A 13084-nucleotide genomic window follows, 5' to 3' on the forward strand; every position below is an offset into this window, starting at 1 on the left:
GATCCGATGCCCACCGCGCTCGCCCTGTCTCCCCACCTCGACGATGCCGCCTTCTCCTGCGGCGGCACGCTGGCGACCCTGGCCGCGTCGGGCTGGCGCGTGGTGATGGCGACGGTGTTCACGCAGAGCGTCCCCGGCCCGACCGGGTTCGCGCTCGCCTGCCAGCTGGACAAGGGGCTCGACGCGTCGGTGGACTACATGCGCCTGCGCCGCGCCGAGGACGAGGCGGCGGCCCGCTGCCTCGGGGTCGAGGTGCGTCACCTGCCGTTCCGCGAGGCGCCGCACCGCGGCTACGGCTCGGCGCCGGACCTCTTCGCCGTGCCCCGTGCCGACGACGGCATCGTCGAGCACCTGGTCCCCGCCTTCCGGGCGCTGCTCGACGACATCGCACCGGACCTGATCCTCGCGCCGCAGGCGATCGGCGGCCATGTCGACCACCTGCAGGTGGTCGCGGCCTTCCGCAGGACCGGGTCGCGGCAGCCGGTGCTGTGGTGGCGGGATTTCCCCTACACCGTGCGCGACACCGTGCCGAAGGCGCCGCTCGCCGCCTCCTTCGCCGGCCTGCCGGTCCGCCAGGTCGACCTCGATCGGGCCGCGCAGGAGGCGAAGGCCGAGGCCTGCGCCGCCTACGCGACGCAGCTAGGCTTCCAGTTCGGCGGACGCGCGGCGCTGATGGACCGTCTCGGTGCCGAGGGCGGGCGCGAACGCGTCTCGGTCGCGGGCATCCTGCCCGACGGCTGTCCCGGGTTCGATGCGGCCGCCTGAGCCCGGCACGCCGAAGAGCCTGGCCGATCCGGAGGTTCTGGCAGCGCGACGGGCGATCCGCGATGCCGGCCACGTCGCGCCGCTCCGCGCGATGGCAGCCCGGATCGCCCGAGAGTTCGACGCCGCCGTTCCCGACCCGGATCCCCTCGACGGCGGCATCCAGGCACGCCTGCTGCTCCTGCTGGAGACGCCGGGACCGGCGATCGTCCGCACCGGCTTCGTCTCGCGCGACAACCCCACCGGCACCGCGGCCAACCTGTTCCGCTTCCTCGCGGAGGCGGGGATCGCGCGGGCCGACACGCTGATCTGGAACGCGATCCCGTTCGTGATCCATGCCGAGGGCGCCCTGAACCGGGCGCCGCGCCGCTCCGAGATCCATGCCGCGGCGCCCTGCCTCGCCCCGCTGCTCGCGCTCCTGCCCGACCTCGCCGTCGTCGTCCTGTCCGGCCGCGTCGCCGGCATGGCGCGTGAGACCATCGCCGTGCTGAGGCCGGGTCTTCCGGTGGTCGCGATCCCGCATCTGAGCCCGCATACGTCTGCACCGCGCCGGACGTGGCCGCGCGCATCCGCGCCGGGTTGGGCGAGGCCGGCGTCATCCTGCGGACATGCGGCACGGCGAGAACCGGCTTTTCCGTGCCCGATTGAGAACGAGCCGGTGCGGTCGCTGGCCTTGGAGCGCCGATGGTTCTACATGCGGGGCAACGGGCAACGGCCCGAAACATCCGGCATCGAACCCGCGGCCCGCTCGCCGGCCGGGCGGGATATCCGGCGGAGGCGGACGCCGATCGGAATGAACGTCCACGATCAGCATCGCGGAACGCGCGATCATGCCGAGACGGCCGCGCCAGACGCGCCGATCCCGGCCGACGGCACGGCGGGCAAGGGCCGGCGCAGCCGCTACGCCTGGCTCGGCACCGCGGCGAGCATCATCCTGTTCGCCGTCTCGCTCGGCGTCCTGTGGAAGCTGGTCCAGACCGTCACCTGGGCGGATCTGCGCAAGGCGTTCGTCGAGGCCAGCTCCGACCAGCTCGGCCTCGCCTTCCTGTTCGTCTTCGTCAGCTACCTCTTCCTCACCGGCTACGATGCACTCGCCCTGCGACAGCTGCGGATCAAGGTGCCCTACCGGATCACCGCGCTCGCCTCGTTCACGAGCTACGCGGTGAGCTTCACGCTCGGCTTCCCGCTGCTGACCGCCGGCACGATCCGTTACTGGATCTATGCGCGCCAGGGCCTCACCGCGGCGAAGATCGCCGCGCTCACGGTCATCGCCGGCTTCACCTTCTGGCTCGGCATGGGCGTGGTGCTGGGCTTGAGCCTGATCATCGAGGCGAGCCAGCTCGCGGGCCTCGCCTTCACGTCGATCCGGATCAACCAGGGCGTCGGGCTGTTCGCGCTGGCCCTGGTGCTCGGCTATCTCGGCTGGGTCTCAGCCAAGCGCCGGCACGTCACCATCCGGCAATGGCGCCTGGAGCTGCCGGGCGCCTCCGTCTCCCTGGGGCAGATGGTGGTCGGCATCGGCGACGTCTGCGCGGCGGCCGCCGTGCTGTACGTGCTGATGCCGGCGGGCCTCTCCATCGGCTTCACCACCTTCCTGGCGATCTACGTCCTCGCGGCGATGCTCGGCATCGCCTCGAACGCGCCCGGCGGGCTCGGCGTGTTCGAGGCGACGATCCTGCTGGCGCTGTCGAGCCTGCCGCGGGAGCAGGTGCTGGGCTCTCTGCTGCTGTTCCGGATCTGCTACTACGTCGTGCCCTTCGTCACCGCGCTGGCGATGCTCGGCGCCTACGAGATCGTGAAGCGGGCGGGCCGCGCGCGCGGAGAGCCGTGAGCCTCGGCGGCCGCGAGCATGCCTGAGGCCGCCACGAGCCGGACGGCCTGGACCAGCGCGGCGACGGCGGTCTCGCTCGTCGGTCTCTTCGCGTACCACCGCGGCCTCCTCGACGGGCCGATGATCGCGGCGGGGCTCGCGGCGATCTGCGTCGGCGGCTTCCTCGCCGCCCGCGGGCGCGACGCGATCGCCGCCGCACCGAGCCTGCGCCAGACCGATCGCCACGCGGTCGCCGAGGCGCTGCTCGCCAACATCCCCGACCCGGTGATCCTCATCGACCGCCGCGCGGTGGTGATTGAGGCGAACCCGGCGGCGCGGGCCCTGCTGCCGGCCTTACGCCTGCGCCACCCCCTCTCCTTCGCCCTGCGCGCGCCGGACGTGCTCGACGCGGTGGAGGCGGTGCTGCGCACCGGCGCGCCCGCGAAGACCACCTACGCCGTCCGCGTGCCGACCGAGCGCGCCTTCGAGGTCCAGATCGGCGCGCTGCCGATGCCGGAGGGCGGCCAGCCGAACGTGGTGCTGTTCCTGCGCGACCTCACCGCCGCGCGGCGCCTCGAGGCGATGCGGGTCGATTTCGTCGCCAATGCCAGCCACGAGCTGCGCACGCCGCTGGCCTCGCTCCTCGGCTTCATCGAGACGCTGCAGGGCCCGGCCCGTGCCGACGCGCCGGCCCGCGAGCGCTTCCTCGGCATCATGCACAGCCAGGCGCAGCGGATGACCCGGCTGATCGACGACCTGCTCTCGCTCTCGCGGATCGAGCTGCGCGAGCACGTGGCGCCGACCCAGGTGGTCGACCTCGGCACGATCGCCCGCCAGATGGTCGATGCGCAAGGGGCGCTCGCGGCGGCCCGCGGCGTCGCGGTCGTCCTGGAGGCGGGGGAGGGCGCGTATCCGGTGCTCGGCGAGCCGGACGAGCTGCTGCGCGTTGTCGAGAACCTGATCGAGAACGCGGTGAAGTACGGCGGCCGCAGCGTCGTCGTCGGCCTGGCGCGGACGCGCGACGCGCTGCTCGGCAGCCGCATCGTGCTGAGCGTGCGCGACGACGGGCCGGGCATCGCCCCCGAGCACCTGCCGCGCCTGACCGAGCGCTTCTACCGCATCGACGTGGCGTCGAGCCGCCAGAAGGGCGGCACCGGGCTCGGCCTCGCCATCGTCAAGCACAGCCTCAACCGCCACCGGGGCCGCCTCGCCTTCGAGAGCGAGGTCGGTGCCGGCACGGTGGTGCGCGTGACGCTTCCCGAGCACCGCCCCCGCGCCGCGGCGGAGCCGACGGCGGAGGCCGATCAGCCGTAGGCGGCGATCGCCCGGGCGGAGCCGGGCTCGGCCACCTCAAGCCCCGAGCCGACATACTCGTTGAGCTTGTTGCGCAGCGTCCGGATCGAGATGCCGAGGATCTTGGCCGCATGGGTGCGGTTGCCGAGGCAATGGTCGAGGGTGTCGAGGATCAGGTCGCATTCGACCTGCGCCACGGTGCGGCCGACGAGCCCGCGGGTCGCGGCTTCCGCCACCTGGGCCGCGCGCGTCGCGGCACCGACCGGCGCGGCGATCGAGTCGCCCTCCGGCGTCAGGATCGCGTCGGCGCCGATCTCAGGGCCGGAGGCGAGCAGCACCGCCCGGTGCAGGGTGTTCTCGAGCTCGCGCACGTTGCCGCGCCACGGGTTCTTCAGCACCATCTCCTGCGCCGCCCGCCCGAGCGGCCGCACCGGCACGCCGTTCACCTCGGCATACTTCTTGGCGAAGTGCGCGGCGAGCTCGAGGATGTCGGCCGGGCGCTCGCGCAGGGGCGGCAGGCGCAGGTGGACGACGTTGAGGCGGTAGAACAGGTCCTCGCGGAACGTGCCCTTGCGGACCTCCTCGGCGAGGTTGCGGTTCGAGGTGGCGAGCACGCGGATGTCGACCTTGACCGGGGCCGAGCCGCCGACGCGGTCGATCACCCGCTCCTGCAGCGCCCGCAGCAGCTTGGATTGCAGGCGGACGTCCATCTCCGAAATCTCGTCCAGCAGTAGCGTGCCGCCGTTGGCCTCCTCGAAGCGGCCGATGCGCCGGGCGACCGCGCCGGTGAAGGCGCCCTTCTCGTGGCCGAACAGCTCGGATTCGAGCAGGGCCTCGGGGATCGCGGCGCAGTTGACCGAGACGAACGGCTTGTTGCCGCGTGCCGACTTCTGGTGGACGTGGCGGGCGAGCACCTCCTTGCCGGTGCCGCTCTCGCCGGTGATCAGCACCGAGGCCTCCGAGCGGGCGATCTGCTCGGCCAGGCGCACCACCTTCTCCATCGAGGCGTCGCGCCAGACGAAGGCGCGTCCGTCCGCCGAGACCGCCTCGAGCACGGCGGCGATCAGGTCCGGGTCCGGGGGAAGGGGGATGTACTCCTTGGCGCCCGCCTGGATCGCGGCGACGGCGGCCTTCGCGTCGGTGGTGACGCCGCAGGCGACGACCGGGGTGCGGATGCGCTCCTCGCTGAGCGCCGCGACGAGGTCGCGGATCGAGAGCCCGACATCGATCATGATGAGGTCGGCGCCCTTGGCGCGCAGGACGTTCAGCCCCTGCGCGACGCCGTCGGCCTGGGTCACCGCCGCCCCGCGGTTCATCGCGATCTTCGAGGCGGTGATCAGCTCGCCGTTGAGCCGTCCGATGATCAAGAGCCGCATCGCGGTGTCTCCGTTCTAACTGTGTCGGCGCCGCGGACCGCCCCGTCGTGCACGGCGGAGCGCGGGGCCCGGGTCTCAAGAGGTCAGCGGTCGCCCTTGACGATCTCGGTCATCGTCACCCCGAGGCGATCCTCGACCAAGACGACCTCGCCGCGGGCGACGAGGCGGTTGTTGACGAAGATGTCGACCGCTTCGCCGACCTTGCGGTCGAGCTCCAGCACCGCCCCGGGGGCGAGGCGGAGCAGGTCGCCGATCGGCATCCGCACGGCACCGAGCACCGCCGACACCATCACCGGCACGTCGAAGAGCTGCTCGAGGTCGGATGCGCTCTTGGGCGTCGTCGGCACGTCGCGGATCGAATCCTCGCCCGCGAAGGCCGGATCCTGGTCGCCGAGCTGCGGCAGGCTGAAATCGTCGGACATCGAGCTCTTTCGATTTCTCAGGGTTCGACGGTGGTGCCGAGGGCATCGAGGACCGCGGCCTCGATGCGGGCGCGCTCGCGCACGATCCCGCCGTCGGCCCACTCGATGCGGGCGTCGCCCGACGCCATGTCGGGATCGCCCAGCACCACGAGGCGGCCCTCGTAGCCGCGCTCGCGCGCCAGCCGCTTCATCAGCCCCTCGGCCTCCTCGACGAGGCCGTCATGGACGCGCACGACAAGGTGCGGCACGCCGCGCAGGTGCTGGAGGGCGGCACGCGCCGCCTCGCCGATCGCGGCGAGCGGCCGGGCGTCGAGGGCGTCGCCCGCGATCTTGCGGGCGAGCAGCACCGCCACCTCGACCGCCTGGTCCTCGCGCGCCACGTCGCGGGCGTCGGCCTGCGCGATCAGCCCGGCGGCGGCGAGCGACAGGCGGGTCATCGCATCGGACAGCCGCGCCTGCGCCTGGGCCTCGGCCTGGGCGCGGCCCTCCTGCACGCCGCGGGCGTGGGCGTGGGCGGCGGCCTCGTCGGCGGCCTCGGCCGCGCGCACGCTCTCGCGGCTCGGCTGCGGCCGGCGGAAGTCGGTCTCGAACAGGAACGGCGTCTTGGCCGGAGCGGGCTTGGCGTTCAATAGACCAGCTCCTCCTCGGCGCTGTTCTTGGCGATCATGATCTCGCCCTTGTCGGCGAGGTCCTTGGCGAGCTCGGTCATCTTGGCCTGGGCCTCGTCCACCTCCTTGAGGCGGATCGGGCCGATCGAGCCCATCTCGTCGGTGAGGTTCTTGGCGGCGCGGGTCGACATCTGCGCCAGGAAGAAGCCGCGCACGCGCTCGTCGGCGCCCTTCAGCGCCCGGCACAAGGTCTCGTTGTCGACCGAGCGCATCAGCGTCTGCACGCTGCCGGGATCGAGCTTGAGCAGGTCCTCGAAGGTGAACATCAGCTCGCGGATGCGCTTGGCCGAGCCGCGGTTGCCCTGGTCGAGGGCGGCCAGGAACCGGCCCTCGGTCTGGCGGTCGAAGGCGTTGAAGACGTCGGCCATCATCTCGTGCGCGTCGCGGCGGGCGGATTGCGCGATGGTGGCGACGAACTCGACGCGCAACGTCTCCTCGATGTGGCGGAGCGCCTCCTTCTGCACGGTCTCCATCCGCAGCATCCGGTTGAGCACGTCGATGGCGAATTCCTCCGGCAGCAGGGTGAGCACCTTGGCCGCGTAGTCGGAGCGCACCTTCGACAGCACCACGGCGACGGTCTGCGGGTACTCGTTGCGCAGGAAGGCGGCGAGGATCTCGGGATCGACCTGGGCGATCGAGGCCCAGACCCGCTTGCCCGAGGCGCCCTTGATCTCGGCCATGATCATCGAGACCTGCTCGGTGGGGAAGATCTTCAGCAGCAGCGACTCCGTGCGCTCGAAGTTCGAGGTGATGCCCCCGCCGGTCGACAGCCGCGAGACGAAGTCGATGATCAGCTTCTCGACCGTCTCGGCTTCCAGCGATCCGAGCTGGACCATCGCGTGCGAGACCGTCTTGATCTCGTCCTCCTCCAGGCGCTGCCAGATCGGCGCCCCCTCGGCCTCGCCGAGGAGCAGCAGCAGCGCGGCGGCACGTTGCGGCCCCGGCATCGACGCGAACGCCGATCCCCCGAGGTCCTGCAAGCTCTCACCCAGTCCCGCACCCGCCGCCATCGTCCCGTCCCCTCCTCAAAGCCACTCGGTCGTCGTTCGCATCGTGCCGGCTACGGCGTTTCCTGGATCCAGTTGCGCAGGACCTCGACCGTCTCGGACGGGCTGGCGCGGACCATGTCGACCACCCGCTGCACGGTGTCGGCCTGGATCTGCCCGTTGATCTTGGCGAATTCCATCAGCCGGGCGGTCTGGTTCTCCCGCGGCACCAGGATCGTGCCGCCGGCTTCGATGTCCACCCCGCCCGCCGCGCCCGCCGCACCGAGCAGCGGCGTCGCCGCCGGGTCGGAGGCGAGCACGCGGCGCAGCAGCGGACGCACGACGACGAGCAGCACGATCAGGGTGAGCAAGGCGAGCACGCCGAGCTCGACGAACCGCATCACGTCTTCCTTGGTCGGGCTGAGCAGCGACTGGATCAGCGTCGGCTCGACGAAGTCGGCCGGGGTCGGCGCCTCGGCGAAGCGCAGGTTCACCACTTCGATCTGGTCGCCGCGCGCCTTGTCGAAGCCGACGGTGCTGCGCACCAGGGCCGCGATCCGCTCGATCTCGGCCGCCGGCCGGGGCTGGTAGGCGACCTTGCCGTCGGGGCCGGGCGCGTAGGCGCCGTCGACCAACACCGCCACCGAGAGGCGCTTCACCCGGCCGCCCTCGACCACCTCGGTCCGCGTGACCTTGGAGATCTCGTAGTTCGTGGTCTCCTCGTTCTTGTTCGAGGAATCCTTCGGCGCGGGCGCCTTGTCTTGGGCCGCGCCGGGCAGCTCGTTGCCGACGCTGACCGAGCCCTCGTTGTTGGCGGTCTGCGAGGCCTCGGTGCGGGTCTGGCTCGAGCGTACCACGCGGCTCTCGGGGTCGAAGGTCTCCGAGCGGCTCTCGACGCGGTTCATGTCGAGCTCGGCCGAGACCTGGACGCGGGCACGGCCCGGCCCGACGATGCCGGCGACGATCTCCTCGATCTGCGAGCGCAAGCGGCGCTCGAGTCCGGTCTGCTTCTCCTCGAAGGCGCCGGCCTCGCCCTGCTCGCCGCGGGCGCCGTCCGCCAGGAGCCGGCCGCGCTCGTCGACGATCGAGACGCGCTCGGGCTTCAGGCCCTCGACCGCGGAGGCGGCCAGGTGCCGGATCGCGCGGACCTGGCCGGCATCGAGGTCGCCCATCAGCTTTAGGACGATGGCGGCGCTCGGCAGCTCGCGGTCGCGCTCGAACAGGCGGCGCTCGGGCAGGACGAGGTGGACGCGGGCGGCCTGGACCCGGCCGATCGCCCGGATCGAGCGCGACAGCTCGCCTTCGAGCGCGCGCAGGTGGTTCACGTTCTGGACGAAGTTGGTCGACGAGAACGCGTCGCCCTTGTCGAAGATCTCGTAGCCGACGCCGGCCTGGCTCGGCAGACCCTTGCCGGCGAGGTCCATGCGCAGGCGGGGCAGGTCGGCGCGCGGCGCCATCACGGTCTGGCCGGTGTCGCCCCGGGTCTCGTAGCGGATGCCGCGGGCATCGAGGTCGCGCACCACGGCGGCCGCATCCTGGGCCGACAGGTCGGCGAACAGCACGCCCATGTCGGGGCGCGAGACCCGCAGGATCACGAAGGCGAAGAAGCCGATGAGGGTCAGCGTCACCGCCGCCATCGCGGCGAGGCGCGCCGGTCCGAGCTTGGTGACGAGATCGAGAACCGGCTTCACGGCTGTTACGCGCCCACCCCAGGCGGGCGCCGCGATCGGCCCCGCCCGGCAGAATTTGCCCAGGCCGTGGTTAGCGGGCGGTTAACGAATGGCCGCCGCCCCTCCATCGCCGAGGCCCTCCAAGCAGCGAAGCCGCATCCGCGGGAGGCGGATGCGGCTTCGCGTGAAACCGGCGGCGACCGCGCGGGCTGAACCGCGCCGGCCGGGGCACGGGGTCGAGTCAGTGGCGGTAATGCTGGATGCGCGTGGTGCGCAGGCCGGCAAGGCCGTGCTGGTCGATCGAGAACTGCCAGCTCAGGAACTCCTCGGTGGTGAGGGTGTAGCGCTGGCAAGCCTCTTCCAGGCTCAGGAGACCGCCGCGGACGGCGGCCACCACTTCGGCCTTCCGGCGGATCACCCATCGACGGGTGCTCGTGGGCGGCAGGTCGGCGATCGTCAGGGGACTTCCATCGGGCCCGATCACGTATTTCACTCTCGGGCGGTGCGGTTCGGTCATGATACGCTCTACAACTCGACTGACCTGTCGAGCCATCAACCTACTTGCGCGGGCTTAAAACATGTTGAAGCGGATCACTCGGAAGTGATTCGTTATCCCGAGGTTGTGGACAACCCGATCCCGGTGACGCTGGAGAGCGGCACGCGTGAGGTGCCGATGACCAGGACCGGGTTGGCCCCGCTGAGGTCGACCTCGTCCACGGTGCCGGTTGTCTCGGTCGCGACCGAGACGGCGGCGCCGGTCGCATCGGTGGCCGAGACCTTGATCGAGTAGGTGCCCGCCGCCGAGGCAAGCCCGGACGAGTTCTTGCCGTTCCAGGAGAAGGTCTGGGGGCCGGCGGCGAGCGACGTCGTCTGGGTGCCGACGACGTTGCCGTTGGAATCGGAGATCGTCACCACCGCCTTGGTCGCCGCGCGCGCCGGCGTCAGGCTCCAGGTCGCGGAGCCGTCCTTGAGGTCGGCGGTGGTGCCGTCGGTGGTGATGGTCTTGCCGATGTAGCTCGTGGCCGAGGCCGAGCTCGCCGCCTTGCTGCTCGCCAGGATGCTGTCGAGGCGGTCGTTGCCCTTGAGCTGCTGCTCCACCTGCGCGAACTGCACCAGCTGCTGGGTGAACTGGTTGGTGTCCATCGGGTCGAGCGGGTTCTGGTTCTTCAGCTGCGTCGTCAGCAGGGTCAGGAACTGCGTGAAGTTGCTCGCCAGCGTCGCGCTGTCGGCGGTCTTGCCCGTGCTGCTCGATGAGGCCGCACTGGTCAGGCTGGAAATGCCGCTGGTCATCGTGGGAGCCTCCTCAGATTCGGATGTCGAGGCCGCTCAGGCCCCGGAGCGCGCGCGTCGGCGCGATTTCCGCGACGGCGGCCTCGGAAGGGGTGCCGGGCGGGGCGCTGCCGCGGCCGGGCTGCCCGCCGCGCTGCGCGGTCTCCCCGCCGGATCCGCCGTCGCTGCGCAGCGACATCGTGATGCCGCCCTGCGACGGGTCGAGCCCGGCCTGGGCCAGTGCCTGCTGCAGGCTGCCGGCATCGCGCTGGAGCATCGCCAGGGTCTCGACGCGCTCGACGACGAGATGCGTCGTGACGGTGCCCTTGTCCTTGTCGATGTCGAGGGTGACGTCGACGCGGCCCAGCTCGAGCGGATCGAGCCGGATCTGGAACTCGCTCGATCCGGCGAGCGACCGCAGCCCGATCGTCATCGGCACCTGGCCGAGCGGCACCGGCGCCGCTGTCGGCTGGGCCGCGGCCTTGTCCGCGGCGATCGGCGAGGAGCCGGACGGCGCGGCCTGGGCCCTGGCGACGGGGTCCGGCGTCGCGGGGCCGGCCGACGCGGCGTCGGTGAGCGCGGCGAAGAGGTCGGCCTTGGCCGCCGTGCCCGGCCCGGCATCCGCGCCGGCCACCGCATCGTCGCCCGTCGCGTCCGCGGGCGATGCCGTCCCGCCGGCGATCTCGGCGAGCCCGGCGGCCGCCGTCGTGCCCGCGACGCCGACGCCGGCTGCCGCCGTCGCGCCGGTGCCGGCCGACATCGCCTTCGCGGCGGCGCCGAGACGCGTCGGAGGCGCAGCGGCGAGGACGAGCGCGAGGGTCGGGGTCGCGAGAGCGACGTCGGCCGCCTTCGGGTCGGCACCCTTCGCGTCGGCGGCCTTCGCGTCGGTGACCTTGCCGTCCTCGGTCTCGGCCGCCGCGGTCTTCGTCGGCGCCGGCTTGCCGGCGGAGGCCGCCGAGGCGTCCTCCGTCGACGGCGCATCGTCCTGGGCCGGCGCTTCCGCCTCGGGCTGGGTCGGGCCGGCATCGCGGGCGGTCGCCGCCATGCCAAATCGCGAGGGAGCGGGATCGGACGGCGCGGCACCCGCGCCCGGCGCGGCCGGATCGGCCTTCGCGGAAGCATCGCGGATTGCAGCGGCGCGGGCCGTTTTGGCGTCGGCGGCAGCGAGGTCGGCGGCCTTGGCACGGTCGGCCCGGCCGGCGGCGGTCGCGTCCGCGCTGCGCTGGCGCTCGGCGGCGTTGCGGGCCTGGGCGTTGTCCTTGGCGGTGGCGGCTTCGAGATCGCGGCCGAAGCGGGCATGCGCCGCCGCATCCGCCAGGTCGCGCGTCGTCGCGCGAGCGGATGCCCGCGCCGCCGCATCCACGAAGTCCGTCGTTCCCACCGCCATGCACGCTCTCCTGCGGGAGGCGGAGCAAGCGACAGGCCAGCGCGTACGCCGAGCCAAGAGACTGAGAAACATCGTCTTTCGGCGACGGACCGGCTGGGGGATCATGCCGCCGCGGGCCGATGCTGCCGCGTGCCCGGCAGGACTTGCCGGGGCGGTCGACCGCGGCGATCGGGACGCGCCCTGGAAACGCCGAACGACACACACTATAGACAGGCCCGTGCGGCGGGATCTTCGCAGACCCGTGCCGCCGTCAGACCCGGCGCCATGAACTCCCTCGATCTTGCCAAGCCCCCGCACGAGACGCGCGTCGTCGTCGCCATGTCCGGCGGCGTCGATTCCTCCGTCGTGGCCGGGCTGCTGAAGCGCCAGGGCTACGACGTCGTCGGCATCACCCTGCAGCTCTACGACCACGGCGCCGCGACCCATCGCAAGGGCGCCTGCTGCGCCGGCCAGGACATCCACGACGCCCGCCGCGTCGCCGAGCGCCTCGGCATTCCGCACTACGTCCTCGACTACGAGGACCGCTTCCGCGACGCGGTGATCGACCGGTTCGCCGAGAGCTACCTGGCCGGCGAGACGCCGATCCCGTGCGTCGAGTGCAACCGCTCGATCAAGTTCCGCGACCTGCTGGCGACCGCCCGCGACCTGGACGCCGACTGCCTCGCCACCGGCCATTACGTCGCGAGCCGGGCGCTGCCGGGGGAGGGCGGGCGCCGCGCGCTCTACCGCGCCCTCGATCCGGCGCGCGACCAGAGCTACTTCCTCTACGCCACGACGCAGGACCAGCTCGACTTCCTGCGGTTCCCGCTCGGCGAGCTGCCCAAGGACGAGACCCGACGCCTGGCGCGCGAGCTGGAGCTGGTGGTGTCGGAGAAGCCCGACAGCCAAGACATCTGCTTCGTGCCGCAGGGCCGCTACGCCGACGTGATCGCGCGGCTCCGCCCCGACGCCGCGCGGCCGGGCGAGATCGTGGATCTCGACGGCCAGGCGCTCGGGCGCCACGAGGGCATCATCCACTACACGGTCGGCCAGCGCCGCGGCCTGCGCGTGGCCTCGCCCGAGCCGCTCTACGTGGTCCGGCTCGAGCCTGACACCGCCCGCGTGGTGGTCGGCCCGCGCATCGCGCTGGCGACCCACCGCATCCGGCTCACCGACGTGAACTGGCTCGGGTCACCGGGCCCCGTCTCCGACATGGCGGTCGCGGTGCGCGTGCGCTCGACGCGCGAGCCGCGCCTTGCCCGGCTCGACTACGACCCCGCGACCGGCGCCGCCGAGATCGTCCTGGCCGTGCCCGAGGACGGGGTCTCGCCGGGCCAGGCCTGCGCGATCTACGCCGACGAGACCCCGCGCGGACGCGTGCTCGGCGGCGGCACGATCCGCCGCATCGACGCGGCCTCGGCGGGCGCGGCGAGAGCCGCGTGACCCGACGCGGCCCGCTCTG

12 protein-coding genes and 1 pseudogene are annotated in these 13084 nt (G+C 72.4%); 5 read left to right on the forward strand and 8 right to left on the reverse strand.

All coding sequences use genetic code 11. The features are described from left to right. Positions 1–6 precede the first annotated feature (6 nt). The 4 genes and pseudogenes from ACFZ8E_RS09300 (at position 7) to ACFZ8E_RS09315 (ending at position 3886) form a co-directional block, all read left to right on the forward strand. Entirely contained in the window at positions 7–765 is a 759-nt protein-coding gene (locus tag ACFZ8E_RS09300; RefSeq protein ID WP_405042649.1) for a PIG-L deacetylase family protein, read from the forward strand. Continuing rightward, a pseudogene (locus tag ACFZ8E_RS09305) lies at positions 752–1410 on the forward strand (uracil-DNA glycosylase). Before ACFZ8E_RS09300 ends, ACFZ8E_RS09305 begins: the two are co-directional and overlap by 14 nt. 145 nt (positions 1411–1555) lie before the next feature. After that, positions 1556–2593: a lysylphosphatidylglycerol synthase domain-containing protein gene (locus ACFZ8E_RS09310; RefSeq protein WP_147842486.1), complete on the forward strand. Its 1038-nt coding sequence runs from the start codon at positions 1556–1558 to the stop codon at positions 2591–2593. An 18-nt stretch (positions 2594–2611) separates the two neighbouring features. Next, on the forward strand, positions 2612–3886 hold the full coding sequence (locus ACFZ8E_RS09315; protein ID WP_405042650.1) for an ATP-binding protein: 1275 nt from the start codon (positions 2612–2614) through the stop codon (positions 3884–3886). Here the strand turns inward: ACFZ8E_RS09315 and ACFZ8E_RS09320 are convergent. From ACFZ8E_RS09320 to ACFZ8E_RS09355, 8 genes are all read right to left on the reverse strand, one after another. Then, entirely contained in the window at positions 3877–5241 is a 1365-nt protein-coding gene (locus ACFZ8E_RS09320; RefSeq protein WP_147727057.1) for a sigma-54 dependent transcriptional regulator, read from the reverse strand. The genes ACFZ8E_RS09315 and ACFZ8E_RS09320 overlap by 10 nt on opposite strands. A gap of 83 nt (positions 5242–5324) precedes the next feature. Beyond that, complete coding sequence (gene fliN, locus ACFZ8E_RS09325; protein WP_147727056.1) at positions 5325–5663, reverse strand: flagellar motor switch protein FliN; 339 nt, start codon at positions 5661–5663, stop codon at positions 5325–5327. 17 nt (positions 5664–5680) lie between these two features. Beyond that, on the reverse strand, positions 5681–6292 hold the full coding sequence (locus tag ACFZ8E_RS09330; RefSeq protein ID WP_147859732.1) for a FliH/SctL family protein: 612 nt from the start codon (positions 6290–6292) through the stop codon (positions 5681–5683). Next, complete coding sequence (locus ACFZ8E_RS09335; RefSeq protein WP_147728882.1) at positions 6289–7341, reverse strand: flagellar motor switch protein FliG; 1053 nt, start codon at positions 7339–7341, stop codon at positions 6289–6291. The genes ACFZ8E_RS09330 and ACFZ8E_RS09335 overlap by 4 nt, the downstream gene beginning before the upstream one ends. A 50-nt stretch (positions 7342–7391) precedes the next feature. Next, complete coding sequence (gene fliF / locus ACFZ8E_RS09340; RefSeq protein ID WP_147728883.1) at positions 7392–9008, reverse strand: flagellar basal-body MS-ring/collar protein FliF; 1617 nt, start codon at positions 9006–9008, stop codon at positions 7392–7394. Between the two features lie 220 nt (positions 9009–9228). After that, positions 9229–9504, reverse strand: coding sequence for a DUF1153 domain-containing protein (locus ACFZ8E_RS09345; RefSeq protein ID WP_147728884.1), 276 nt, complete (start codon positions 9502–9504; stop codon positions 9229–9231). Between the two features lie 92 nt (positions 9505–9596). Beyond that, positions 9597–10277, reverse strand: coding sequence for a flagellar hook assembly protein FlgD (locus ACFZ8E_RS09350; protein WP_243935999.1), 681 nt, complete (start codon positions 10275–10277; stop codon positions 9597–9599). A gap of 13 nt (positions 10278–10290) precedes the next feature. Continuing rightward, the gene (locus tag ACFZ8E_RS09355) at positions 10291–11643 is read right to left on the reverse strand and encodes a flagellar hook-length control protein FliK (protein WP_243948072.1); all 1353 of its coding nucleotides are present in this window, start codon (positions 11641–11643) and stop codon (positions 10291–10293) included. A gap of 264 nt (positions 11644–11907) precedes the next feature. Between ACFZ8E_RS09355 and mnmA the strand changes: the two genes are divergently transcribed. After that, positions 11908–13065, forward strand: a complete 1158-nt coding sequence (gene mnmA / locus ACFZ8E_RS09360; RefSeq protein ID WP_243948074.1) for a tRNA 2-thiouridine(34) synthase MnmA — start codon at positions 11908–11910, stop codon at positions 13063–13065. The last annotated feature ends 19 nt before the right edge of the window (positions 13066–13084 follow it).

This window comes from Methylobacterium sp. HMF5984 (genome assembly GCF_045033435.1).
GTDB lineage: Bacteria > Pseudomonadota > Alphaproteobacteria > Rhizobiales > Beijerinckiaceae > Methylobacterium.

Bases quoted from the DNA above. Each gene is read 5' to 3' on its own strand.
- ACFZ8E_RS09355 (WP_243948072.1), bottom strand. From the start codon at position 11,643: ATGGCGGTGGGAACGACGGACTTCGTGGATGCGGCGGCGCGGGCATCC.
- ACFZ8E_RS09310 (WP_147842486.1), top strand. From the start codon at position 1,556: ATGAACGTCCACGATCAGCATCGCGGAACGCGCGATCATGCCGAGACG.
- ACFZ8E_RS09315 (WP_405042650.1), top strand. From the start codon at position 2,612: ATGCCTGAGGCCGCCACGAGCCGGACGGCCTGGACCAGCGCGGCGACG.
- fliN (WP_147727056.1), bottom strand. From the start codon at position 5,663: ATGTCCGACGATTTCAGCCTGCCGCAGCTCGGCGACCAGGATCCGGCC.
- ACFZ8E_RS09345 (WP_147728884.1), bottom strand. From the start codon at position 9,504: ATGACCGAACCGCACCGCCCGAGAGTGAAATACGTGATCGGGCCCGAT.
- ACFZ8E_RS09300 (WP_405042649.1), top strand. From the start codon at position 7: ATGCCCACCGCGCTCGCCCTGTCTCCCCACCTCGACGATGCCGCCTTC.
- ACFZ8E_RS09335 (WP_147728882.1), bottom strand. From the start codon at position 7,341: ATGGCGGCGGGTGCGGGACTGGGTGAGAGCTTGCAGGACCTCGGGGGA.
- ACFZ8E_RS09350 (WP_243935999.1), bottom strand. From the start codon at position 10,277: ATGACCAGCGGCATTTCCAGCCTGACCAGTGCGGCCTCATCGAGCAGC.
- mnmA (WP_243948074.1), top strand. From the start codon at position 11,908: ATGAACTCCCTCGATCTTGCCAAGCCCCCGCACGAGACGCGCGTCGTC.
- ACFZ8E_RS09320 (WP_147727057.1), bottom strand. From the start codon at position 5,241: ATGCGGCTCTTGATCATCGGACGGCTCAACGGCGAGCTGATCACCGCC.